Source organism: Microbulbifer maximicatervae (SeqCode), from assembly GCF_052467695.1.
On sequence record NZ_CP174320.1, the window covers coordinates 4,470,584 to 4,496,059 of the forward strand.

Below are 25,476 nucleotides of genomic sequence, written 5' to 3' on the forward strand. Positions count from 1 at the left end.
CCTTTCTTAAGGATTACTAAGAAGTAAAGGGAATAGCCAATTAAATACAGGAATAATATGTGCGCAAACATTTCCAGCTCCGTTAGAAAATATGAAGCTTCACCATCAATCGAGAACATCCAATTCAAGAAAGGAACTGGACCAACTACCTCTTTATACATCCACGCATTCCACCAGACAACTGAAATGCCATATGAAATCACTATCCCCAAAAGGAAAAAGATTATTCTACTCAAGTTTCCCTTAATCACTTCCTTAGACATAATGCCAAGCGAAGTACGCAGCACTTTGCCCCGCTTGCGCGTTTTGTTAAACAATTACTTGGCATAAGGCCTAATTTGATCCAATTCATTTACTTGCTTAATTAAATCTACAAGCTCTGGGTCTACGCTCTCGGGCACTTTGCCTACATCTTCGAGGTGTATGCTACACCTTGATCCTGTGATGAACTTACTTTCTGGTGGAGAGTCAATTCTATACACACCATTGGGCAAGAGAAATGCGGTGCACATACTATATCTTTGTTTGAAGGTAATCCCGCTGCCTTTTGTGAGGCCGCTGTTTAGTGGGGCGAAAACTTCAAGTATTGTTGTAACCTCACCCGCCCCCATAAGTTTTTTTCCTTCTTCTTCGCTTACGGGGTAGATCGCTTCGCCCTCTATAGGCATTACGAGGAATGACTTACTCTTGTCAACTTCTCCTATATGCCAGCATGAGCATGCGTAGCTTTGTAGGGGTATTAGGAGAAATATTAGCGTGATGAATTTCATATGTTTAGCGCCTCAATAACCGGCAGGCAAAGTGATGGGGTTTTTGTGCGATAATTTGCGTAAAAAAACGTACAAAAAGGCCAGCAGTTTGACTGTCCTACCACGAAGTGGCGATGGCTGATAAACTTGTTAAATGTTTTGGCACAAAGCCACCTTATTATAAAAAAGCCGCCAACTGAAACAGCTATGGTAAATGCTAAAATTAGCCCGCCCGGATTTAAGAGGCCTACAACTTCAGCCAATACTACCAAGAGAACTACCAATATAACTTGCCCTACGAGTGTAGCCATCACTAGTTTTGACTTTATTGGGAACCCCTTTCTCCTAAAGCTATAAAAATGCCCATTGGCTCAATTCCTGAAATCATTTAGACATTTAACGACTACAACAGGGGTGGCCGGGGCGTAGCTTAGGCTGTCCCGTGAAGGGCCAAAGGCCCGCAGCAACCTACCTATACTTTTTATATTTCAATTTCACTGGTGATGTCCATCGTTTCTGTTTCAATGGCGACTGCAGTGTGCCCACTAAATTGAACTTGGCTGAGGGCAATGCCTTTGACTACAACAAATGAGCCGGAGCCTTTAGTTTGCTCAGTTAACAATTTGGCGTCTTCTACTGTTGACGAAATAACTAGATGAATAACAAAGTAGCCGTCACCCGTTTTCTTTAACTTATATGGCTTATCGCTAAGCGGGGCTTTTTCAAAATGGTGCTTTACAAGCCAGTAAACTGATACTTTTTCTCCATTCTCTTTTATCTTGGAGTCAATTATCTCACCAGCCCAATTAATGGGTGTGTCGTATGCGGATGTGGCCATTATCAGTTTTGGGCTTGGAGATTCACCAAAAGCCAATTGACTGATAAAGAGTAAAGCTAAAAGAATCTTGTTCATAACCTTCCTTGAAATATAACACCTGCAGAAGTGGCCGAAATGTAGCCGCGAAGCTGCGGAATGTAGGTCCAACCCAAGCTTGCTTGGGCGTTGCTTGCTGCATATATTAGGCATGGGCTACTCTCCGTACTCGATTAATTTGAGGAATTCACCCTCGCTCTTTGCGATTACCTCTTCGGATTGTGCCTGATGGCACCAATAGAATATATAGCCACCGCAATGCCTGACCAAAAAATTGCCATTATCATCAACTCCGATCAGGGTTAATTGCTTACCTTTCCACCAGTCTGCTTGTAAGGGGCGCCTATCCTCTTCCCGAAGTAAGCAGGCTAGTTTAATCTGCTTGCCAGAGAAATTTATGGTGCGTTTAATTCCAAGATTACTTATCGCTTTATCTAGAGAAGTCATGGATTTGTTTACTGCCTAACGAGGGTGTAGAAAAACTCAGCCCTCTTTTTGTATTGTGCTTCTACGTGAAAAATAGCCTACTCATCAGTGAAAGCTAGATCAGAATTCACGTAGAATCACCATTTATGGTTAATATCTGATCACATCTAAGAAAGCAAAGACATAAATTAGTTTTTCTACAGCCTGAACGACTACAACAGGGGCGGCCGAAGGCCCGTAGCAACCTGCTTGTATTTGCTAAGCATTGCAACGCTATAAGCCAGAATAAGTTTGGAAAACCTCATGATCTTTGTAGTCCCCTCGCTCATTTAAGTTGATATATATTTGAATGGCACATTCATAGAATAGCCAAAGAAATATAGATTCAACGTTACAGTCAGCCTCATTTTCTCGTACTACGGCCTGATATCTAAAAGAATACTTATCGTAAGAATACACAATGTTAGCTGAGGCTAAATATTCTTCAATTATTTCCTTGCTATCGCCTTGCGATAGATTAGCAAAAATACTTTCCTGTATTTTCTTGACTGTATTAAGACTATTCCCCCAAACAGGATTACTAATTATTACTAGCGCTAATATGGTAGCTATCTTCAATGCTCTTCCTTGAACGCTTAACAGTGTATTCAAAAGCAGCTGCAATATATCACCCACCACTATACCCACAAATTCCTTCGACCACGATATAAAAAGCCTTTAAGTAACATTAACCTATCGACAGTTGGTACCAATGTACACAAATGGGCATATTGCAACTGCATTATATCCAGACATTTGGGGTGCTATATATATTTTTGGAACCCCCTTAAAAGTCAGAAAGTTAACACCTTTTTTCCTGTGCATAAGATGCAGATGCTTTTGATCCCAGATATACGAAGCAGGCTAGGTGACTTGGTTATCCCAGTAAATATTGTTTAACGCTGCCAACACCTGCCCAACCACCCCGGCCAGATCCGTGCTGGTATCCCCAGTGATCTGCGGCAGAGTCGCCGGGCGGTTGGCTACCTGCCAGCCTCTACTGCCGTTGATATACAGCAGGCCCTCCGCCTGATTGAGTGCGACCTTAGCGGGGAAGAATTTCCAGTAGCCGGGGTCTGCTACATAGCGGGCCAGTTGGCCGTCTTGGCTTGCCCAGTCTCCGGTATCGCTGGCCACTATGTAGCGGTCGCCATCGCTGGGGGAGTCGGGGGGATCGTTTTGGATGCCCTGCACTTCGATTTGCAGAAGCGCGTAAGTTCATTGTTACAAACACCCCACTCACCATCATCATCCGCATAAACTCGCTTACCGCAGTTAATTGCAACCATACTCACCCACTCGGAATCGCCATCACCGCAATAGAACTGTGCGCAGTCATGCGATTCGCCACTTCACCAGTGCAGTCAGAAACAAGGCCCGCTGCCTCGTCAATCACATTGACCGCCTGCCCTGCATCTGTGGTGAGTGCCTTCGTTGTCACATAGACCCGATCCATCGGGCATCGGTCTGCACGCTGTTCTGATCATCAATCACAGCAATAACGCACTTGAGCACGGCGACGGCTTGAGCTTCGGAGCTTGCGGGCTCAGCCTTTTGCGTGATTGCAGATCGCACAATCGTACCAGTACAGTGGCGGTCGTCGATGATGTAGGCAAATTGCCAAGCCTGGCACTCTGTAAACAATATAAATATAGGAATTTCTTACTAAACTAGTTATCCCTATATGTTTAAACTTTATTCCCAGCTTTTTGAGATCATCTTCCTAAAGATAACTACCGCAATCCAGCCCTATACTTCCCGTGTCACCTCTATTTTACCTAGACAGCCAGACAAGCAGTAGGAACTCTCTAAGGATGAAATCCTGTATTGGTGACTCCACTTCAACTTTAATGACAAAGATTTGAGAGCATTCTCCGCCTAATTAGCTGTTCAGCTGAGTCCCAAATCGATCAACAGTCTGTAACAAAATTAATCGCTTGATTTTTAAGGGATCATCATGAAAGCTTTCACCCCGATAGCGGCAGCTATCTTCTTAGTAATTAGTGGGTATTCATTCGCAAATGGGAATACTGCCATAGTGAACCAGAATGGAAATGGTAATATGGCTAACCCGGACCAAAGTGATCCCGCAACGATGGACAGTTTGATCGCAATCACCCAGGATGGTGATTTCAACGAATCTGCACCGGTACAGGAGAATGCCACTCAAAATGGCACTATTATTCATATTCAAACTGGAAATCTAAATACCGCTCCTGCCTTACTACAAAATAACAGTGTCTCTACCCAGATTACGGCAATTCAGCAGGGCAATCTTAATGAGGTAGGCATGTCGCAAGTTGACTCTCAGTTAAGTACTGTTTTTGTTAACCAAATTGGGGATACCAATAGCTATGGCGGTGCGCAGATAATGTCAGATAGCGATACTATTTCTGTATTGCAATCTGGAGATTCCCAAATTTCCGGTAATACTCAACTCAATACCTCCTTTAACAGTTTTATAGTGAACCAGACAGGAATGGCCAATAGTGCTATTGGTTTCCAATCTAGCGGTACCTCAAATACCTCAGTTATGATCCAGAATGGAACTGCTAATATCGCTGGCATGGCTCAAAACGACGGCGACTTTAATAGCTTACTTATTCAACAAGACGGAGATAGCAATGATGGCATTGTTACACAGTTAAATAATTCAAATAATAATACTGTGAGCGTATTCCAGTCAGGCATGATGAATATGTCGGAAGTTAATCAAGATGCTTCTGATTTTGGCATAGTTGATACCAACCAAACTGGCATGATGAATATGGCACTAACCAATCAGACGGGGATATCCAACTTTGCCAGTCAATCCCAGATTGGCACATCTAATATGCATGAAATCGGTCAGGCAACATCCGGTAATTCTGCAACTGCCCTCCAATCTGGTACTGGCAATATGGGCGTGATTTTTCAATAGCGGATAAGGTTGACGATTCAACACTGTACTCCCTATTAGCAGCTATGGGTGTTTGACTGTTTTTGGGTAAAAGAGATGCTTTTTAAATAGCTATAACGCCGCCAACACGAGCTAAAATGGAGCAGCAAAGCTGCGGAATGTAGGTCCAGCCAGCTTCGCTGGCGTTCGTGCTTGGCTTTGTTATGCATTTATACGACTTGCTCCTTGAAGAATTGCACCGTGTCACTTTGGTCGTTAACCACAATTAAGCAGCCGCAGGACGGACAGACCTTTTCAATTTTGGACTGAACAATGATTTGTTGTATGTCGGATTCAGTGACAGCTTCGTTATCAATGACTTCTTCAGGAACAACCAGAGACCAGCCGCTACCTGCGAATAGATTTTTATTGATCTTGTCTCCACAGAGACATATTACCCAACTGCTCACGATACCCTATTCACTCCTTGTGCATAACGCCGCACTAAGTTGTGCTAAAGGCGGGTCTTTTGGCATCAACTTGTGTGATTTGTTATACATTTTTTTTGATTACTTGCCTAAATGTCAAAGAAACTCTGCGCGACCTTTGAACTCTCTGCCCGTTTATTAAGTCACTTTTTCTATTTGGAATACTGTGCGTCCAATTATACCGAGCATCTTTTTGGAGTATTACTACCGATCTTGGATTTAACAAAATGGATTGCTTCTCGACCTGTTTATTGCCAAGTACCATTTCTGCTTGTGATCCAATACTTAGAGAAACAATTGTTTCCTTGAAACATGGCACACAATCAATATGTGCTGATATTCCTTGACCTGGCTCGTATTCATTGATGATAAGCTGGTCAAAGGTTTCTGAAATAGACTCTTTGGCATGTAAGCGAGATAGAATTTTGGTAGACCAATCAGGGAGTGCCCCGAGATAAAGTGAGCTATCAACGAACCTAGTCTTATAGTCGTATCGATATCCATAGTGCTGCACTCGCCGCTTTAAACTCGTGAGCCATTCTTCATTATCCAAAGAATTTAGTAGAAATTGCTCTTCTTCTTTGGAGATAAACTCTTCTATGTATGTTAAACCGTGAATCATATTCTTTTCATAAAATGTATAACGAGGCTGTAGAAAAACAATTTTAGAAAAATCTGCCATTTCCCAGATTCCTCCAATTAAAATTTCGGCCAAAATTTATCTATACCATCAAATTTCTTTCATTGTATTAAATTTAAGCGTCTTGATGTCCTTAATTTATACTCAATCAGTAGATACTGCCATATCTCATCAACTTTTCAATGTTATGTATCAAGCAGAACATCTGCCATTGTCCCTGAACCTTACTTTTTCCTCGTAGCGAGAAGCGATTCAATCGCTTGTTGGTACCAATGTTCCCGAACACTGGCTCGACAACAGATATTCGATGTCCATAAATGGTCTTGCCTTCGATACTATCAACCCGCTTTTTCATCCAGTCAGTGGCTGTCCGTCCGTTTGTCCAAGTTAGGGATACTTGCCTTCCGTGTCCTTTTCGAGAGCTGGCAGAATCCGGGTTTCTCATACACTGATTTTTAAGGCTGCATCCCCTGCAGTCAGTGAGGCGCCCTTCGAACAATAGCTTTTTCTTACCTTCACTAACATGCTCTTCCTTTAATAAAAGCATAGATTTTCCTGCCGGACAGATACAGGTTTTCTTTTTCTTATTGAATGTAAATTCACTAGCAGGGAAAGTCTGCTGGACATTAGCCCTACCTTTTTGTTTACGCTTGCCATACTTGGCTTTTTGCTTAGCAAAAGCTTTATCACGTGAACGGAATTTATTGTCAGGTATGTAGGCATTGATGCCGCTCTCTCGCAGGTAGCTGTAGTTAGCGTCGTTGGAGAACCCAGTATCAGCAGTAATGATGACCTGTTTGGCCAAGATGTCTCATCTATTCCTATATGCTGATAATGGCAACTGATGCCATCGAGAATAGGCTTCAATGTATGATGTTCTTGCCCCTCACCAAAGGCCTGTGCTTCAACAACTATCTGATGCTTCCTATCAACTGCGGCAACGCCGTTATAGCCCTGGATGGTTCCCTTGCTGGTAGTCATCTTGGCTGACTCATTGTCTGTGATATTACTTTTTTACTTCTTTAGGGTTTTTACCTTGTCCCATCCTGGGGGAGTGATTCTTTAAGAACTGATCAATTTTATCAAAGTGTTTCTGAAGAGTATCAGCCGCTTTAGCTACCGCTTGTTTTCGCTCTTTTTCTTTAGGCTTCCTGCCATCAAGCCTCTTGTGCTCTTTGAGGCAATATTTGATCTTCTTGCGAATTTTTTCCTGCTTCTGTTCTAGTTCTTTAAAAGTTCCCGAATGTTCTTTGCTGGCATCTTGCATCCATCTATTGCGAAAAGCTCGTTGCCAAGCAGCCCCTGCTGATCGCAGACTAGTAACACTTGCTCAAACACAGACTCAATCGCATCAGGATAACTGCTTATGAAACTCGCAATACTAGTAAAATGTGGAACGGTATCGCATGACAGTGCTTTGAAGAGGATATTGTTCTCACATTGCCATTGAATTTCACGGCTTGAAGTAATGCCTTTTGAGTAAGCAAACAATATGATTTTCAGTAGGATAGCCGGATCATAAGCGGTTCGCCCGCCGCAATCATTTTGATATTTTTTATGGAAGACAGAGAGGTCGATATAGTCATCAATCAGATGATGAAGTGTAAACTCAAAGGTTTCAGGTTGTAGTTGTTCTTCAAAATTGATGACGACCATTGCATCTTGGTTGTAATCGTAACGTTTGAAGTTGGGCATATGGATAATCTCGACATCAAGACCTCCATTTTAACAAAAAAGCTACCTTTTAAGAGTTTTTCTACAGCCTGAACGACTACAACAGGGGCGGCTGGAGCGTAGCGTAGGCCGTCCCGCGAAGGGCCAAAGGCCCGCAGCAGCCTGCTTGTATTTGTTATGTTTTGCACTTAGTTAAACCTTTGGGTAAGACCAACAACAATCATAATGGATAGCAAACCAAAGCCAATTAGCCTGAGAGAAGTTTTAACACCGCTATTAGCCATAGCCTCCATTGTATCATCGGCTTTATATATTCGATCAACTCCACTGATTTTTTCATAGACCATCTCAAGACCGACAGTCAGCATGATAATTAGGATAACGTATAAAAATGTAATCAATTAGGCCTCCGAAAACCAAGTAAGTTAAGAGTGTGAATCTAGAAACTTTCTTAATCATAACGCCTAAAGCACTTGCGTCAAAACTAAAGCGAAGCGGCAGTTTTGACGTCGGGTGCCTTTACTTGTTACATGCTGGTGAGCTGTGGATCATGCCAAACATCCACATACTCTCCAGCTATTAAAAATCTATAACCCGGCGGCAATGCAAGATATTGCTCCACTTCAGGTAAATATTCTGAGATATGTCTAACGTGCAATGGCTTGAAAAAATCTGCATCTTGAGACATTTCTTCGCCGCACCAAATATACCAACCACATGTTCCGTTTTCTGGATTATGTCGCAAGCCATTGATTGGGACCTTGCCAATGGTTTCGATAGCAATACCTAGCTTCTCTTTACCCATGCAAGGAAAAGGTAGAGTATTGAATCTTTTACATACATCCTCTTGACTAGACACAATTTTTCCTAAGGCATGTAACGCCGTGCGCAGCGGCGGCTTACTTTGTGTGCTTTTTACACGAAAATGGGAGCGCAGCGACCGTGCAAAAAGTGCACAAAGTAAGATGTCAGCTGCCGCACCTTGTTATGTGGGCCTCAGGTATTTCTTGCCTACGAAGTAACAAACTATCATTGATACGAGTATGGATGAAACACACCAGGCAAAAACCCTACTGTAGTACTCAAGGCCACTAAAGAGCAAAAAACCATTAGGCACGAGTGCTATGAACATGCCAACCGGCATTGGAGCAAGTAAGACGGCCGAAAGTGGAACAAAAAGCAACAGTTTTATTGCCATATTCCACTGCACGCTTCTGATTTTCTTTGCATAAAAGTAGAGAGCGATTATCAATGGTGTGGACAACAACAACCAAAATGGAATACGCACAAGTAATTGCCAAGCTTGATCAATCATTTGTATCGCGATGTCCATATGCTCTATTTCCTGCTCACATAACGCCCCAAGCTGCGGCGCGAAGCGTCCGACAGCCTTGGCTTGTTATGGGTTGGCCCACATATTTAAAATACTGTCTAGCGCTTTGATAACTTCCTCACGCTTGGCGCCTTTATTTATACCCTTAGGCAGTTTTGAATACCAAGGATGCCAATAATGTTCTAACTCGTGACCCTTTTCCCGAGTAGAAGGGTGTACAGACTTTGAAAAGTAATCCTTACACTCTAGTACTTGGTCAATGCTCGCAAACTGGAAAATGAAATTGCATACGTCTGCAAAGTAAACCCATTTTTCAATTAGATTATCTCTTGAAGCTTCAACTAGTACACCGCCTTCGTTTCGAGTGCTCATGTAGTCAATGTGCTTCTTGGGGTCTGCGATCTCTCTCCATACTTTGCTCATACTTTATGACCCATAACGCCCAGCGCAGGCGCAGCCAGCGCGGAGCGCCTTTTGTGTTAATGTTTGAGCGACAGCGAGTAACACAAAAGGTGCGTAGCGTTGGCTGTCGCTCTGCCGCTGATTGTTATGTGTAGTGGACCTGCCCATTTATTCACCCTCTACTTCTTCGGGAGCCAAAAACGGCACTGATGAGTGAAGTTTTTCTTTTAGGCAAAGTCCATGAGAATAAAGCGACTGAAATTGCTGATCACCTAGATCCAAGTTCATTACCACAAGTGATTTATTATCAATGACCTCCCCACAAAAGCAGCACTGGCCTTTAGGGTGTTGAGACTCACCAAACATCTTTTTTATCTTCTTCAAATTCATGGGAGATAGTCATTCGCTAGGTGCACATAACGAGACTGTAGAAAAACAGTTTTAGAAAAAGCTGTCACTCCTCAGGCTCCTCTAATTTAAATTTCGAGCTAAATTTAGCTATACCACCAAATTTCTTTCATTGTATTAAATTTAGGCGTCTTGACGCCCTTAATTCATCCTCAATCAGTGAATACTGCCACATCTCATCAACTTTTCAATGTTATGTACCAAGCAGAACATCTGCCATTGTCCCTGAACCTTACTTTTTCCTCGTAGCGAGAAGCGATTTAATCGCTTGTTGGTACCAATGTTCCCAAACACAGGCTCAACAACAGACATTCGATGCCCATAAATGGTCTTGCCTTCGATACTATCAACCCGCTTTTTCATCCAGTCAGTGGCTGTCCGTCCGTTTGTCCAAGTTAGGGATACTTGCCTTCCATGTCCTTTTCGAGAGTCAGCAGAATCTGGGTTTCGCATGCACTGTTTTTTAAGGCTGCATTTCCTGCAGTCAGTGAGGCGCCCTTCGAACAATAGTTTTTTCTTACCTTCACTGACATGCTCTTCTTTTAACAAAAGCATGGATTTTCCTGCAGGACAAATACAGGTTTTCTTTTTCTTGTTGAATGTAAATTCACTAGCTGGGGTAGTCTTCTGGACATTAGCCCTACCTTTTTGATTGCGCTTGCCATACTTGGTTTTTTGCGTTGTAAAAGCTTTATCTCGTGAACGGAATTTATTATCAGGTATGTAGGCATTGATGCCGTTCTCTCGCAGGTAGTTGTAGTTAGCGTCGTTGGAGAATCCAGTATCAGCAGTAATGATGACCTGTTTGGCCAAGATGTCTTCATCTATTCCTATATTCTGATAATGGCAACTGATGCCATCAAGAATAGGTTTCAATGTATGATGCTCCTGGCCCTCTCCAAAGGCCTGGGCCTCAACAACTATCTGATGCTTCCTATCAACTGCGGCAACACCGTTATAGCCCTGAATGGTTCCCTTGCTGGTAGTCATCTTAGCTGATTCATTGTCCGTGATATTACTTTTCACTTCTTTAGGTTTTTTACCTTGCCCCATCCTGGGGGAGTGATTTTTTAAGAACTGATCAATTTTATCAAAGTGTTTCTGCAGCGTATCCGCCGCTTTAGCTACCGCTTGCTTTCGCTCTTTTTCTTTAGGTTTCCTGCCATCCAGCCTCTTGTGCTCTTTGAGGCAATCTTTGATCTTCTTGCGAATTTTTTCCTGCTTCTGTTCTAGCTCTCTAAAAGTCCCCGAATGTTCTTTGCTGGCATTGGATGGCATCTTGCATCCATCTATTGCGAAAAGTTCGTTGCCAAGCAGCCCCTGCTGATCGCAGACCAGTAACACTTGCTCAAACACCGACTCAATCGCATCAGGATAACTGCTTACGAAATTTGCAATACTAGTAAAATGCGGAACGGTATCGCATGACAGTGCTTTGAAGAGGATATTATTCTCACATTGCCATTGAATTTCACGGCTTGAGGTAATGCCTTTTGAGTAAGCAAACAATGTGATTTTCAGGAGGATAGCTGGATCATAAGCGGTTCGCCCGCCGCTATCATTTTGATATTTTTTATGGAAGACAGAGAGGTCGATATGGTCATCAATCAAATGATGAAGTGTAAACTCAAAGGTTTCAGGTTGTAGTTGTTCTTCGAAATTGATGACGACCATTGCATCTTGGTTGTAATCGTAACGTTTGAAATTGGGCATATGGATAATCTCGACATCAAGACCTCCATTTTAACAAAAAAGCTACTTTTTAAGAGTTTTTCTACAGCCTGAACGTCTACAACAGGGGCGGCTGGAGCGTAGCGTAGGCCGTCCCGCGAAGGACCAGAGGCCCGTAGCAACCTGCTTGTACTTGTTATACTTTTCTTGCGTCAAGTTAATCACCGACCGTACCAATTGAAAAAATGAAAAATAATATTGCTAGAGAGCCGACAAGAAACCATTGCCCATGCACAGCAAACACAATCATACCAAGCAACAAGAAAATAATTATTAGAGTTGACCCTAGATCGTTAAGAACTTTCTTTCGCTTCAGTCTTTTAATCTTTGATTTTAATGCCTTTCCTGACAATGACTCTACGTTATTTTTCAAATATTAATCTCTCTTAATGTATAACGCCCAGCACACGGGCGGCCGAAACAGAGCGAAGCGGCGTGTAGGCCGTCCAGCCTGGCGCTTTTTGCCGGGCGTTCGTGCTGCTGCTTGTTAGAGTTTGTGGCACTCATGTTAATTTTTAAATGACAATATTTTGAGACCAAGACAAACCAGCGCTCCAATTAACACGCCTTGCCCAGCAGCTATGATCGGAACTAATGGTACGGCTAAAAGCATATTACCAGGGGCGTCAGGTTGTACCAAAGCAGCAATTAAGAACAGCGGCGTAAAGATAACGGAAACACCCGTAGTCCAACCTTTCCATATTTGTGTGAACATTAATTACACTCGGTTTTATTGGTAGCTCTAACGCCCAAAGCTGCGGGTGCGAAGCATCCGTAGCCTTTGTTTGTTAAATTTAGTTCTCCATACCACCAGAAACATACTCCCGCAGGGCTTCAATCCCAACCCTAAACGGATGATTCTCATCTAATGGTTTAGGTTTTTTTGAGTAGTCTGAATAATTTAAAGCCCTCATTTTTCTCTGCATCCATCCCTCGTTTGTGGTGGGACAGTATGCCGCTGTACGTAACATCGTTTGAAAAATGTATTGACTGGGGATCAAATCAATTACTTCAGAAATATTCTTTGACGTTATGTGTTCTAGAAATCGATCACATGCCTCTCCGTTGGGTATTTCACCGGAGTTATAGGCCTCTAATACTTCTTCATATGTACGATAATTATCCATGGTTTTGCAATTTAACGCCCCGCACAAGGGCAGACAAATAAGCGCAGCGTTTTGGCTGTCCCAGCGACCGAAGGGAGCGATTGCTGCGGTTTGTTATAAATCATTTGTAGAAACTGTAGCACCACAATGTATGCAACTTACCCTACCTGTAAACCAGTGAAACACAACGGACGACCAGCTTTTGTGTATAGAGGCAGGATGAACCCCATGCATACCCTGAATGGTTAAACACTTGTTGCAATTCGGGCAACGCACCCAAAACGCCAATACAAAATGAATAATTGCAAACAAGAAAAAACCGCCAAAGATCAAATAGTAGATGGGCATCTCATAAGTAACATCGAAGTAACCAAGAACAAAGGATGCAATCATACCCCCAAGAAACAACCAAGTAATATATATGGCTATTGCATTCAGCTTTCCGAGCACAAAACTCTCCAAGATTTATAACGCCCAGCGCAGGCGCAGCCAGCGCGGAGCGCATTTTGTGTTAATGTTTGAGCGCCAGCGAGTAACACAAAAGGTGCGTAGCGTTGGCTGTCGCTCTGCCGCTGCTTGTTACTAGCGCTACGGAGCACTGCGCTCGCCTTTAGCGAGAGCCCGTAACTTCTCAAGCTCTGGCAACACTTGCGTACCTTCTGGATTGAAATAGCCCCAAGAACCACTTGGTAGAGTTACAAAATCTGTATCGCCAAGATATATAATATATTCCATTCCGGTTAGTAGACCGAGCATACAATTACCTGGGCTGAAAGTAAGCTCTTTTACATAGCCGCTCTTAGTATTACGGCCTTTGTAGGACTCAATCAATTTATATTTTGCTTTAACAATTTCGAAGGTTTCACCTTCCAAGTTCTCAGTTCCCAGCTGAGTTCCGACAATCTTTGCTCGAAATACACGATTTGCATCTTTAAATTTTTCTTCGCCACTACGCTCGCTAAAAGAACAAGCGAGTACGTCTTGGCCAATCACTGAAAGCAATAATGTGATGATGATCTTATTCATATGGTTCTAGTAACAGTTAATTCAAAAGAAGCGTTTTTATATCACCCTTCTATATAATTCTACTCACTTCTTTCAAGATAACCTCAAAAACCCAATAATATCAAAAAGTTAAGAGCTTTGACATAATTCTCAACAGGTAGATATAAAGCAGGCGCTATATATCTACCTGCTTTTTCTGCTCTTTATAACATTATCAACCCTATAAAAATCAAAGAGATAGTTCGTCACCCCCAGAAATAGGAGAAGCTTCTCTTGAATTCTGATATATAGAGCAAGCCTCAACTGTCTTAACCGCCTTTATTCCCGGGTAACTAACCGTGCGCTTAGTCTCAAATAGCTCTATCGCTCTTACCTGGCTTACGCTGCTCAATGACAGGCCCCGTCACCTATTCATCACCTGCTATCTTGCTTTAGGCAGCAAAGCTGAAGCTGGGGGAGGAAGTGGTTATGTCTGCCATGTGCCGTTTAGCCCTTTTGGCAGTAGTTTTTGTAGATCTGATGGGTCAGGGATTGCTGTTCCCGATCATCAATGAATTGGTTATGTCGACAAAATTCCAGTTCCTACCTACTGATACGCCACAATCAACTCGGCACTTGTACTATGGAGTTGTGATCAGCAGCTTCTTTCTGGCGTGGTTTGTTGGGTCCGTATATATCGCCAAACTGTCTGACAATATTGGACGCAAAACTGCCATGGTGCTGTGTTTGGTGGGGGCCATGGCCGGATACGCTATCACTGTCCTCTCTTTGCTAAGCAATAGCCTTTGGCTTCTTATTCTCGGACGAGTGATCAGCGGCTTTACTGCGGGAAACCAACCTATTGCTCAAGCAGCAATGATTGATGCCAGCCAAAGTGAGCTGGAAGCCTCCAAGAACCTAGGGTTATTGGTAGCCGGAATGAGTGCTGGGGCTGTAGCTGGACCGATTATGGCAGGAGTCCTGGCAGACAGGGAGCTATTGGGGAGCATAGCCAGTATCCAACTACCCTTTTACTTTGCTCTGGTACTTGTCGCTATTACTTTGTTTTTGATCCTGACCTTTTATCACGATACCCGGCAAGCCCCGATGCAGCTTAGGCTTCGCTTTCTGGATCTATTTACTCAGTTTATACATCTGAAGGACCGTCCTCGGGTTGTCCGACTTTGCCCTGCCTATCTCTGTTTCATGCTGGTGCATCTCAGCTTTTATATATTTATCACAAACTATTTAAGCAGTAGATTCCAGGCAGGCCTGCTAATAACCAGTATGGCCATGCTGACTATGGGTATTGCGGTGGCAATTTCCAGCCTCTTTATGGTCAAGCCTGTTTTGTCCCGCTGGACTAAACCCCTGGTAGTTACAGTTTCCGCCTTAGTGATGGGCGCGAGCGCGTTAGTCTTCGTATTCAGCAGCCATATTTGGCTATGTTATCTCAGTGTGTTCTTCGCGTACCTTTGCTTTGGGCTCGCTTACCCCGCCCTCTTAAATATATTTGCCAATAGTGTCGATGAAACGGAACAGGGTTGGGTGATGGGAATAGCTACTGCGGGCTTCACGCTGGTAGCAAGCTTGATTTCGCTCGCGGGGGGCATGGCAATGGAAGTTGATATCCGCTTACCGTTTTACATTACAGCAGCTGCATCGATATTAGTATTTGTTTTAATCCGCTGGAGCTGGCGCAAACTCCCTGGCGTAGCATAGTGAAAAATCAGGCAAATAAGTAACCGACCTACTCTGCCAGTGGCACCAGACATGGGCCCATCAGGGTAAGCTGAAAGGCCCAAAACTTTAAACCTCGCCCCTCATTAGTTAATGAATCGCCCGCTCTCTAGCTAATCCACAGTCTACAGGGTTATTTACCTCCACACTTAAATCTAGAATACGGGCGATCCACCATATAAATGGCTCAACCTGACCGCTTAAGGTGCAGCTACCTGTACAAATATCATCAAGCAGCGACTGAACATCGTGAAGCCGCAAGGCCGTGACAGACCTCTGGTTTCTTAGCGTTACTGAGCAAAAAGGAACGTCGTTGACCGAGAGATCACTCAAGGTTACTTTGCCGCCATCAATTAAAATCCTCACTGGCTCAAACTGTTCAGTAACACTCACAGATAAGCACAAGTTGGGCACGGGGCTGGATAGTCGATTGATATATTCCTGTAGGAAGTTAGAAAAGGTATTTGCCCACTCACCAATTTCAGCAAGGGCTTGCCCCAAATCCATCGCCTCCTCTTTTATTTCCTGAGATTGGGCATCAACCTCTTTTTCAGCCTCAATAAGAGCTTCCACGGTCCTATCAACATCCTCCCTCGTGTGAGCTGCCGAGCAGATCAACCTCAGGCGGCCACGGCCGCTCTCAACTATCGGGTAAGTGACAGCCGAGGTTTGAATACCGCGCTGATAAAGCGCTTGGACTATCCCGTATAGTTTATCTTTATCTTTAAAATGGGGCGTGATAATAGGCCCATCACCTGTTCCCAAATCGTATCCGGCCTGCTCGAATTTCCGGCGCATATAGCGGGTCGTATCCCACAATCGATCACGCAGTCCATCGTCAGATTTAATCCGACGCAAGGCAGTCAATGCGGCTGCAATATCTGCAGGACTGATAGAGGCCTGAAATATATATGCCCTGGCTGAGGACCTCAGCAAGTCAACATACTCCTTACTCGCAGCAACCACACCCCCAAGGCTACCGAGCGACTTACTGAGTGTTGTCATAATAAAATCAACTTGATCAGTAACACCTTGAGCCGCACAGATACCGGCACCACGCTCACCATAAAAACCGAATGAGTGTGCCTCATCAACTAAGGTCAAGGCGTTGTATTTCTTTGCTGCACGCACGATTTCAGCTACCGGCGCAGCACCTTCCCCCATACTGTAAACGCCCTCGAGAACCACTAGCGTCGTTCGGTAGGGAGATGCTTCAGATTCCAGCACCGACTCCAGATCAGAGGCATTATTGTGTTGGAAAGTTCTAATTTTGGCACCACTGAGACGGGCACCGTCAACAATTGAGGCATGACAAAGTTGGTCTATAACCACAACATCATCTTTACCTAATATTCCTGCCACCACCCCGACATTGGCCGTATAACCCGTTGGAAACAAGCAGGCTCCAGACTTGCCTACCAAATCAGCAAACTCCGTTTCAAACTGGAGGTGAAGGTCCGTCAGGCCCGATGCCGCCGCTGAAGTGCCCATTCCTGTTCCGAAAAGCTGTACAGCGGATGAAGCCTGTTCGATAACTTCTTTATCTCTATTCAGGCCAAGGTAGAGATTGGTCGTCCAAATAATTGAATCCTGGGTATCATCGTTATAAACATCTGTAACAGTGCCGTGCGTCCCACTACCTGTACGTAAAACCTTACTGTAAGGATTCCTCTTCTGATTGTTTGCCATGGCTATCACCGCCTGCACCAACTTACTTTTGTCAGAGGCAGACCAGGATGATGCCTTTGCGGCCTGGAAAGTTGGATGGCTCAACTGGAGCTGGGACTGGAAATTAGCCAGCGCATCAATTTCAGATTTGGCAACCTCATTAGCTGACTCACTACTGATCTTACCTTCCGTCAAATCAAGCATATAGCCAGCCAATAGCTTCGGCGTGGGATAATCGAAAATTGTCTGCGCAGATAGGGGGTGTCCAATGCTATGACTCAATCGGCTGGCCAATTCTAATGTTGTCAGCGAATCCAGGCCCTGCTTGTCGAAGGCTATCTCTGGGCGCACAACCTCCGGATTTGGGTGATTCATGATGGAAGCCACCTCACCCTGGATAACTGAAGTAAAAATTGCCTCGCTGTCTACTGATAAATCTGCGAAATGCTCGCCCATTCCACGGCTTCGGTTAATATCATCGTTTGCAGCCAAATTGCTTTCAGTTGGGACGACAAGCTCTCCTTCAAGGAGGGCTAATCGTTTGCGATCCAGCTTATTGTTGGGTAGCAGAGGTAACTCTTGCAGATGCTTGACAAACTGGGGGACCATATATTTAGGAAGGCGCTGTTCAAGAAACTCTTTTACTGCTACTTCGGTAATTGTCTTTTCGCGAGCAACAATATAAGCCACCAGAATCTTCTGCCCCGCCCCGCCATCTATAACGGCAGTAGCGGCAGCATCAACGCCCGGTATAGACTCAATTGCCGATTCTATTTCTTCAAGTTCAATACGATAGCCCCTAATCTTCACCTGGCAATCGGCGCGCCCCAAGTACTCTATTTCTCCATTTGCTGTCCATCGGCACAGGTCTCCCGTTTTATACAAGCGCTGATCGGAAATTCGGGGGTTGGAGACAGGCTGTATAAAGCGCTCCTCGGTCAGATGCTCATCATTCAAATATCCCCGAGCAAGCTTGTCACCAGACAAATACAAATCCCCCTCCCCGCCGGGAGCAACTGGCTGTAATCTCTCATCCAAAATATATGCGCGGGAACTTGAAACCGCCCTTCCAATCGTAATTTGGTCGCTATCGGGGCTAACCTCTGTATAAGTTGAGTAAACCGTGTCCTCTGTGGGTCCATAAACATTAACTATCCGCAGTTGTTCAGTTCCCGCATATATTTGCTCGACCAGGGATTGCTTAAGAACTTCACCCCCAAAAATCAGGCAACGCACTCCCTGAGGCAATTTGTCTATCGAAAGTAAAGCCTGAACCGCAGATGGAACGGTGATGCAAGTTCGCACTTGCTCTCGAAAGGGAAGTTTTGGCAGCTCCAAAATATTCTTCGACAATATAACTCGGCCGCCCAGAGAAAGAGTCCCGAAAATTTCCATCACCGAGGGGTCAAAGCAAACTGAGGTCGAAGCCAAAACGCCTTCTAGCTCTCCACCGCTCAACAGCTCACTCATGGACTTACTGAGAGCGATAAGGCTTCGGTGTTCGATAGCAACCCCTTTCGGGCTTCCAGTAGAGCCGGATGTGTAGATTACATAGGCTAAATCACTCGTTTGCGGCCTGGTAAGTTCCGGTAAAAACTCCGGTGCCTGCTCTCGCAACTCATCGATCCATACCAGCTCTTTCACGCCAAGGCACAAGTTTGCGTTTTCGTCACAATCAACGATTGCTGCGGCAGCTCTGGAGTGCTCGAGCATATATCGCACCCGCTCTAGCGGATAAGTTGGGTCCAATGGGACGTAAGCACAACCTGCGCGCATCACGCCGAGTAGAGCCGCGACCAGCTCCCAGGATCGACTCATACAGACTCCAACCAAGGAACCAGGCTCAACCCCTCGATTTACCAAATCAGCGGCAATCCCATCGACCCGTTTCATCAGGCGAGCGAAATTTATTTCTGTGTTGCCATCGATAATAACGACCTGATCAGGACTCTTTAGCTTTTGTCTTTCGATCAAATCGCAAACTGTATCTCCTGATGGTACAACGCCCATTTCTCCCGATTCAAAATCTAAGGACTGGGCGTTATGTTTGTTTATTGAGCTGCACACTGAACATTACCTTTTATACTTATTAAAATCCGGAAACTAACTTTCAATTCATTTCTCTGTCTTTCAAATTTGGTCAAAATTTTCTGTTATTTGAACTAATTGAAAATCAGTTGCTAAATTGGAAGTATGCCGGGAAATAATTTCATAACATTGAACTGGAGCAGTATTTCAGCTAACGGAGTTCCAAGTCATAAAGGAAAATTAAATGAAGGTGGTATTCAGGGAGACAGGAACGTATTTTGGAAACTGATAGTTAAATATCAGTCATAAAATTAAATTTCTGAGGAAAATAGCCGATAAGAAGATACCGGCTACTATTGAATTTATCTCTGTGCGATTGCACCGCTACGACCAAGGCGAGCGATGATATTTTTCAACCTTGCAAACAACTGGGGAATATCTTTACCCATCATTAAATAGAGACAGGGTACCAATAACAATGAGATCGCTGTGGCAGCGAGTATTCCATAGCCCAGCGAGATCGCCATTGGAATCATAAAGCGCGCTTGCACCGAGCTTTCAAAGATCATCGGCATTAAGCCGCAGAAAGTTGTTATGGTGGTCAATACGATTGGGCGAAAACGCCGCGCTGCCGCTCCCTTGATAGCGCTTTCCAAATCGGCGCCATCATTTCGGAGACGATTGCTGTACTCAATCATTACCAGAGTATCGTTAATCACAACTCCTGCCAGTGCCACCATACCCAGCAGACTCACCATACTGAGTCCGTACCCCATACCCAAGTGACCAAGTAACGCACCGATCACACCAAAGGGTATCGCCACCATTACGATCAACGGCTGTACATAACTCTTTAAGGGAATTGCCAATAGCAAGTACAGCACCGCCATCGCAAGGGCAAAGGTCATCGCCAGGCTTGCCAGTCCCTCTCGCTCCTCCGCTTGGCGTCCCTCATAGGAAACACTTAGGCCGGGGAATTCAGCTTTCAATTGGGGGACCACACTTTCATTCAGCTCATTAATCACAAGCGTCGCTTGGTCACTGGGCTCCACATTGGCGGTAATTGTTGTAACCCTGCGGCCTGCCCGGCGATTAATCGTGGCATAGGCACGCCCTTTATCAATCTTTACCAGATCTGGCAGGGGCATCCAAAGTCCATTGCTAGCCCGAATCATAATGCTATTCACATCATTGATATTGGCCCGCTCATCCTCAGGCAAACGCACCATGACCTTCACCTGATCCCGGCCGCGCTGTTGGCGCAGGGCCTCAGCCCCGTACAACGCTGCCCGCAACTGGCGACCAATATCCTCCGCAGACATGCCCAAACTTTTGGCCGTTTCAGTCAGCGTAAGGTCCAACTGGGTTTTACCAAGGGAAATACCGGGATCGATATCACTGACATTGGGGAATTTCTCCAACTCATCCCCTAAACGTATCGCAGCTTGCTCCAAGGTATCCGTGTCGGTATGACGAAGCTCCACGGTTAACGAGGAGCCAGCGCCGGGACCGCCACGGTCAGAAGCTGTTGTCGCGCTAAGGGCACCGGCAATGGGCCCCACTTCCTGGCGCCAGGCGCGAATAAACTCACCGGTGGAAAAAGGACGCTCATCTGCGGGAACAAAGAAAGCGTCCACCATAATCGCGTCATCGCCCATCAAACCGCGAATACCCAGGAAGACCTTTTCTTTATCGTATTGCTCGAGCACCCTATCGGCAGCAATAATAATCTGCGAGCGCGCTTTTTCCAGCTGGGATTGGGCCGTTCCGGTGGGAAAGGTGACAGCAAAGCGACCGGAGTCACGCTCCACCCTGGGCATCAAGGTGAAGCCCATGCGGCCGCTAGCCGCATAGCCGCCAACCACCAGCAGCGCCGCTACCGCCACGGCAATAGTGGTGTAGCGGTGCTTGATACATATATCCAGGAAGGGCCTAAAGCGCTGCTGTACAAAACGATCCAATCCCCGTGCCAGCATTTTCTGCCGCGCGGCAAAGCGGCGCGCCCGGCGACTTTTATAGCCGCGACGAGAGTGGGCCAAGTGACCGGGCAAAATAAACAGGGCTTCCACCCAGGAAATAATAAATACCGAGCCCACCACAAAGGGAATCACACCAAAGATCTTGCCCATAAAGCCGGGTAAGGCCATCAATGGAAGGAAGGCGACAATATTAGTCAGAATCGCAAATGTGAGCGGTACCGATACCTGGCGGGCACCGGCAACGGCAGCCTCCAGATTGCTGTAGCCTTTCTGCCGCCACTCGTGGATATTCTCACCGGCAATAATTGCATCATCCACCACTATTCCAAGGGCGATAATAAAGGCAAACATACTTACCATGCTGATGGAAATATCCAGCCCAGGTAGGAATAGCAATGCCCCCAGGAAGCTGGTAGGAATGCCCAGTGTTACCCAAAAAGCCAACCGCAATTCCAGAAAGGCTCCGAGCACAACAAATACTAACAAGAGCCCAATAAAACCGTTTTTCAGCAAGAGGGTCAGACGCGCTTTGAAAATTTCCGAGTCGTCATCGCGAACTGTCAGGGTCACACCCGGGGGCAGGCTTGCCCTGACCTCATCAACGACTTCATGGGCAGCCTCACTGACACTCATTGGTGTCTGGTCGCCCACTCGGTAGATCTTGATGCTGATAGCTGGCTCGCCGTTGAACACCATATTGCGCGCTTCTTCCTCAAGCGCATCGCTGATATTGGCAACATCCTTTAAATAAACGGCACCGCCACCAATACCTTGGGCAATAACAATATCGCCAAACTCACGAGCCCAATCGCGGCGCTCAGTCACCCGGACCAATATCTCCCCCGCATCAGACTTAACACTGCCGCTGGGAATATCTACCGCTGCATTTTCTACGATGTTTGCCACTTCCAGCAGGGTAAGCCCATAGCGACGCAGGTCATCGCGGCGAATCTCGATCGCCACTTGCAAGTCCCGCATACCCCGCGCTTCCAGCTGGGTAATACCGCTGTGCGCTTCGAGCTTATCGTAAACCTGCATCGCCAACGCACGCAGGTTGTGCTCGGTAAGATCGCCGTGTAATACCAGATCCAGCACATCCCGTTTGCGCTCGGCCAGACTAACCTGGGGCTGCTCAATATCTGTGGGGAAGGTGGTAACAGAATCGATAGCCTGCTGAATATTCTGGTACACCAAGGCAGCATCAGCATCGCCTTCCAGCTCCAGGGTCAAAGAGGCACTACCCTCATTGGCCCTCGCGGTCATCTCTTTGATACCTACCAAGCCCTGCACCGCCTGCTCGGCAGCCACCAGTACACCGCGCTCGACTTCCTCAGGGCTGGCACCGGGATAGGAGATGGACACGCTCACAGTATCCAGGCTGAATTCCGGGAAGACTTCCTTTTTAACGATGGTCGAAAAAATCAAACCACCAATCAAGAAGACCAACATCAACAAATTTGCAGTTACGTGGTTGCGCGCCATCCAGGCGATGGCGCCCGTGCGGGTATCGACCTTATCTTTGGATCTATTCTGTTCAGTCATCTGCGCCCCCAGCGTTGGGTCCACCGGGGCCGCGTCTTGGCGGGCGTTCCGCAGAGGCAGCCGCATCTATCGGCGGGCGCTGCTGGCGATTACTGTCTCCGGCAATTCGCACCGGCATGCCTTCAGTAACGGTTACCAACCGGGTCGTCACTAAGGCTTCTCCACCGCTGAGCCCCTGCTCCAGGACTGCAAAGTCGCCGCTCATATAGGCCACTTCTACCGGCAGAACCGTGGTGCGGTTCTCGCGAACCACCCACACATTGTTGCCGTCTTGCAACGCGGTGAGGGGGATTCGCACACGCTCATCCTCACTTTGGGAAACGATCTCTACTTTCGCCAGATCGTTGAGAAGCAGCTGCGGCTGGGACGGATCCTGTACGGAAAGCGGGTCTTCCAGCTCTACCAACACACTGGCGAGACGACCCTGCTCTTCCAGTACCGGGATAACCCGGACAAACTCACCACGGCGGTAGACGCCCTGCGGCCACTGGCTGCCGTAAATTCGAACTTCAACATCACCGCGTCCAAGCCGGTGCAGTTGCGACGCGGGAACCTCAACGGCAATCTGGAAACGGTCAGCACTAGCGAGGCTGTAGAGAGTATCTCCCGGAGAGACGCGATCACCGACATCGGTATCACGCTCAACTACTAGGGCATCAAATGGGGCGCGAACCTCGGTAAGCCGAAGATCGCGTTTAGCCAAGGCCACATTTGCCTCTGCGGATTTTACTGCCGCCTCTGCTGCTGCTCTCTGAGGCTCGCGCAACACCAGGGCCTTATCCGTTCCAGACAGGGCTGTGCCGAGAAGCTCGTATTCCTCTTGAGCAACTTGCTGCTGTCCTTGCTCCTGCTGCAATTCAGCACGGCGTTCGGCGAGGGTGCTCTGGGCCGTCATCAGGGCCAACTGGTAGGGCTCCTGGTCAATACGCAACAGCACCTGCCCTTTTGGCATTACCGCACCTGGACCCGAATCATAATCGAGCCACTGCACCTGCCCCTGTACCTGGGGCTCCAACTCCGCTAACTCACGGGCACTCACTTTACCCAGCGCGCTCAAGGTCACAGGAAAACGACCCTGCTCAGCAACGGCTACATCGACTGTCGGCGGTGGCGATTTGCGCTCACCGCGACTGACCGACGGTTTTTCCCGCATCATCCAGTTGAAGGCCAGGAATGCCAGCACCACCAAAATTATGGGAATCAGCAGGCGCCAATTGAGTTTCTGCAACATCAGTTATTTCCCTCCAGGTACAACTCCAAATCCACTGGCTCGGGGGCTGGAAGATCCACCTGGGGGATCCCGCCGGAAAGCGCGCGGTAAAGTACTACTCGGTTTTCAATCAGTTCGCGCTCGGCAGACAAGATTTGTCGCGCCAAACTCTGTTGTTCACTCGTCGCGGTCAACACATTGAGGAAGTCGATGGTTCCCCGCGCATAGGCGCGGCTTTGGCGCAGAACCAAAAGGTCTGCGAGACGCTCACGCTCACGTAGATGGTTGAGTCTCTGCTCTATCAGGCTCTCTCGAATCAAGGCCTGCTCTACTTCAGACAAGGCTTCATTAACTGCACTGCGGTAGAGCGCCCAGCGCTCCTGCAGAACGGCGTCCTGTTGCTCCCGGGCTGATGCCAGGGCGCCACCATCAAAAATCACCCCCTCAATAGAGGCTGCGATGGCCAAAAGCCAGTTTTCAGTCACGTCACTAATTAAACTGGTGCCATTGCTGGCTACTGCAGACAAACTAAATACGGGCAGTCTATCGGCCCAGGCCTCATCGGCTACATGATAGCCCTGTAAAAGGTCTCGCTGCGCCTCAACGACATCCGGGCGGCGCAACAACAATTGCGATGGCACGCCGGTCTCTGGCAGGGCTGGTAGTGCCGGCAACCCGGCCTGTTTGTGAATAATGCTGCTAAGTTCCTCGACATTGATACCCAAGAGCACCGCTAACTGTACTTTTAGAGTTTCGGCATCCGCTTCCGCCTCATCCAGTTCCTGCTGTGACTGCTGGACCAGCTGCTGTTGCTGCAAAACATCGGCTGCACCTGAGACGCCGCGACCAAAGCGCAGTTCCAGAACCTTCAGGCTTTTGCGATTGATCTCCAGCTGTTGTTGCAGCAAATCCCGCTGCCCCCACTGCTCCCGCAACTCCAACCAGGTAGCTGCCACCTCGCTCGCCAGGGTCAGGGCTGCCGTCTGTAAATTCTGTTCCTGGGCCAGGTAAGCCGCCTCTGCTGCACTGGCACCGGCACGAACCCGCCCCCAAAGGTCCACTTCGTAGCTGGCGGCGATTCGGGTACTCCAACTATTGCCCTCCGCAGAGGGATCGGTGAACTCGCCGGAAGAGTAGCGCTGCTCAGTATTTTCAATGCTGGCAGTCAGTCTTGGCCAAAGGCCCGATCGCGCTCCCCGCGCGGTGGCTGCGGCCTGCTCCAATCGCCAATAGGTAGCCTGAATATCCGGATTATCTTTCAGTGCCAGCTGTACCAAATTGTCCAGCTGCGGATCTTGCAAATCTCGCCACCAGCGCAAACTCGGTGCGGCAGTGCCCGATGCACGAAAAGATTCTGGTAACCCCAAATTTTCATCGGGCTGAATGGTCTCAATTGGCTGCGAACTACAGCTGACAAGCAGCGGAACACAAATTGCCAAAATACGGTAAAAGGACAAGGAATATCACCGAAATTAAACGTTTAATCGTAAAAAATAGAGATTTATTGCGTGCATTATCCGCCCCCCAAAATCGCTCGCAATGCGTTTTACTCTTGTTTACAAAGCATGCGTAAAATC

Annotated in this window: 24 protein-coding genes and 1 pseudogene; 2 read left to right on the plus strand and 23 right to left on the minus strand. The window is 46.7% G+C overall.

What is annotated here, in order from left to right; genetic code table 11:
* Positions 1-317: 317 nt before the first annotated feature.
* The 7 genes from ACJJI8_RS19535 to ACJJI8_RS19565 form a co-directional block, all read right to left on the minus strand.
* Positions 318-770 (minus strand): hypothetical protein, encoded by a 453-nt coding sequence (locus ACJJI8_RS19535; RefSeq protein WP_444933437.1) that lies wholly within the window; start codon positions 768-770, stop codon positions 318-320.
* A gap of 460 nt (positions 771-1,230) precedes the next feature.
* Positions 1,231-1,662 (minus strand): hypothetical protein, encoded by a 432-nt coding sequence (locus ACJJI8_RS19540; protein WP_444933438.1) that lies wholly within the window; start codon positions 1,660-1,662, stop codon positions 1,231-1,233.
* Between the two features lie 117 nt (positions 1,663-1,779).
* Positions 1,780-2,070 carry a hypothetical protein gene (locus ACJJI8_RS19545; protein ID WP_444933439.1) on the minus strand — a complete coding sequence of 97 codons (291 nt, stop codon included), beginning with the start codon at positions 2,068-2,070 and terminating at the stop codon, positions 1,780-1,782.
* A gap of 252 nt (positions 2,071-2,322) precedes the next feature.
* A complete protein-coding gene (locus tag ACJJI8_RS19550; protein ID WP_444933440.1) occupies positions 2,323-2,724 on the minus strand; it encodes a hypothetical protein in 402 nt (133 codons plus the stop codon).
* Positions 2,725-2,952: 228 nt separating this feature from the next.
* Entirely contained in the window at positions 2,953-3,294 is a 342-nt protein-coding gene (locus tag ACJJI8_RS19555) for a DUF2793 domain-containing protein (RefSeq protein WP_444935180.1), read from the minus strand.
* Positions 3,295-3,379: 85 nt separating this feature from the next.
* The gene (locus ACJJI8_RS19560) at positions 3,380-3,529 is read right to left on the minus strand and encodes a hypothetical protein (protein WP_444933441.1); all 150 of its coding nucleotides are present in this window, start codon (positions 3,527-3,529) and stop codon (positions 3,380-3,382) included.
* Complete coding sequence (locus ACJJI8_RS19565; protein ID WP_444908045.1) at positions 3,526-3,732, minus strand: hypothetical protein; 207 nt, start codon at positions 3,730-3,732, stop codon at positions 3,526-3,528. The genes ACJJI8_RS19560 and ACJJI8_RS19565 overlap by 4 nt, the downstream gene beginning before the upstream one ends.
* A gap of 313 nt (positions 3,733-4,045) precedes the next feature.
* On the opposite strand from ACJJI8_RS19565, the gene ACJJI8_RS19570 reads away from it, so the two are divergent.
* The gene (locus ACJJI8_RS19570; protein ID WP_444933442.1) at positions 4,046-5,008 is read left to right on the plus strand and encodes a hypothetical protein; all 963 of its coding nucleotides are present in this window, start codon (positions 4,046-4,048) and stop codon (positions 5,006-5,008) included.
* A 188-nt stretch (positions 5,009-5,196) separates the two neighbouring features.
* On the opposite strand, the gene ACJJI8_RS19575 is transcribed toward ACJJI8_RS19570, so the two are convergent.
* The 12 genes and pseudogenes from ACJJI8_RS19575 to ACJJI8_RS19630 form a co-directional block, all read right to left on the minus strand.
* Positions 5,197-5,436, minus strand: a complete 240-nt coding sequence (locus ACJJI8_RS19575; protein WP_444933443.1) for a hypothetical protein — start codon at positions 5,434-5,436, stop codon at positions 5,197-5,199.
* An 82-nt stretch (positions 5,437-5,518) separates the two neighbouring features.
* Complete coding sequence (locus ACJJI8_RS19580) at positions 5,519-6,169, minus strand: alpha-ketoglutarate-dependent dioxygenase AlkB (protein ID WP_444933444.1); 651 nt, start codon at positions 6,167-6,169, stop codon at positions 5,519-5,521.
* 73 nt (positions 6,170-6,242) lie between these two features.
* Positions 6,243-7,789, minus strand: a pseudogene (locus tag ACJJI8_RS19585) (transposase).
* Between the two features lie 167 nt (positions 7,790-7,956).
* Complete coding sequence (locus ACJJI8_RS19590) at positions 7,957-8,169, minus strand: hypothetical protein (protein WP_444933445.1); 213 nt, start codon at positions 8,167-8,169, stop codon at positions 7,957-7,959.
* Positions 8,170-8,294: 125 nt separating this feature from the next.
* Complete coding sequence (locus tag ACJJI8_RS19595) at positions 8,295-8,627, minus strand: immunity protein Imm33 domain-containing protein (protein ID WP_444932599.1); 333 nt, start codon at positions 8,625-8,627, stop codon at positions 8,295-8,297.
* Positions 8,628-8,753: 126 nt separating this feature from the next.
* Entirely contained in the window at positions 8,754-9,101 is a 348-nt protein-coding gene (locus tag ACJJI8_RS19600) for a hypothetical protein (RefSeq protein ID WP_413662916.1), read from the minus strand.
* Positions 9,102-9,167: 66 nt separating this feature from the next.
* Positions 9,168-9,524, minus strand: coding sequence for a hypothetical protein (locus tag ACJJI8_RS19605; protein ID WP_413662934.1), 357 nt, complete (start codon positions 9,522-9,524; stop codon positions 9,168-9,170).
* Between the two features lie 147 nt (positions 9,525-9,671).
* On the minus strand, positions 9,672-9,893 hold the full coding sequence (locus ACJJI8_RS19610; RefSeq protein ID WP_444915937.1) for a hypothetical protein: 222 nt from the start codon (positions 9,891-9,893) through the stop codon (positions 9,672-9,674).
* 174 nt (positions 9,894-10,067) lie between these two features.
* Positions 10,068-11,624, minus strand: a complete 1,557-nt coding sequence (locus ACJJI8_RS19615; RefSeq protein ID WP_444932938.1) for a transposase — start codon at positions 11,622-11,624, stop codon at positions 10,068-10,070.
* Between the two features lie 526 nt (positions 11,625-12,150).
* Positions 12,151-12,357, minus strand: a complete 207-nt coding sequence (locus tag ACJJI8_RS19620) for a hypothetical protein (RefSeq protein WP_444914640.1) — start codon at positions 12,355-12,357, stop codon at positions 12,151-12,153.
* 79 nt (positions 12,358-12,436) lie between these two features.
* On the minus strand, positions 12,437-12,769 hold the full coding sequence (locus ACJJI8_RS19625; protein ID WP_444914641.1) for a hypothetical protein: 333 nt from the start codon (positions 12,767-12,769) through the stop codon (positions 12,437-12,439).
* Between the two features lie 567 nt (positions 12,770-13,336).
* The gene (locus ACJJI8_RS19630; RefSeq protein ID WP_413663468.1) at positions 13,337-13,774 is read right to left on the minus strand and encodes a netrin-like domain-containing protein; all 438 of its coding nucleotides are present in this window, start codon (positions 13,772-13,774) and stop codon (positions 13,337-13,339) included.
* Positions 13,775-14,221: 447 nt separating this feature from the next.
* On the opposite strand from ACJJI8_RS19630, the gene ACJJI8_RS19635 reads away from it, so the two are divergent.
* Complete coding sequence (locus ACJJI8_RS19635) at positions 14,222-15,454, plus strand: MFS transporter (RefSeq protein WP_444933446.1); 1,233 nt, start codon at positions 14,222-14,224, stop codon at positions 15,452-15,454.
* A 108-nt stretch (positions 15,455-15,562) separates the two neighbouring features.
* Here the strand turns inward: ACJJI8_RS19635 and ACJJI8_RS19640 are convergent, their stop codons facing one another.
* From ACJJI8_RS19640 to ACJJI8_RS19655, 4 genes are all read right to left on the minus strand, one after another.
* Positions 15,563-19,207 carry an amino acid adenylation domain-containing protein gene (locus ACJJI8_RS19640; RefSeq protein WP_444933447.1) on the minus strand — a complete coding sequence of 1,215 codons (3,645 nt, stop codon included), beginning with the start codon at positions 19,205-19,207 and terminating at the stop codon, positions 15,563-15,565.
* A 323-nt stretch (positions 19,208-19,530) separates the two neighbouring features.
* The gene (locus ACJJI8_RS19645; RefSeq protein ID WP_444933448.1) at positions 19,531-22,689 is read right to left on the minus strand and encodes an efflux RND transporter permease subunit; all 3,159 of its coding nucleotides are present in this window, start codon (positions 22,687-22,689) and stop codon (positions 19,531-19,533) included.
* Complete coding sequence (locus tag ACJJI8_RS19650; RefSeq protein ID WP_444933449.1) at positions 22,682-23,920, minus strand: efflux RND transporter periplasmic adaptor subunit; 1,239 nt, start codon at positions 23,918-23,920, stop codon at positions 22,682-22,684. Before ACJJI8_RS19650 ends, ACJJI8_RS19645 begins: the two co-directional genes overlap by 8 nt.
* Positions 23,920-25,356 (minus strand): efflux transporter outer membrane subunit, encoded by a 1,437-nt coding sequence (locus tag ACJJI8_RS19655; RefSeq protein WP_444897037.1) that lies wholly within the window; start codon positions 25,354-25,356, stop codon positions 23,920-23,922. The genes ACJJI8_RS19650 and ACJJI8_RS19655 overlap by 1 nt, the downstream gene beginning before the upstream one ends.
* Positions 25,357-25,476: the final 120 nt, after the last annotated feature.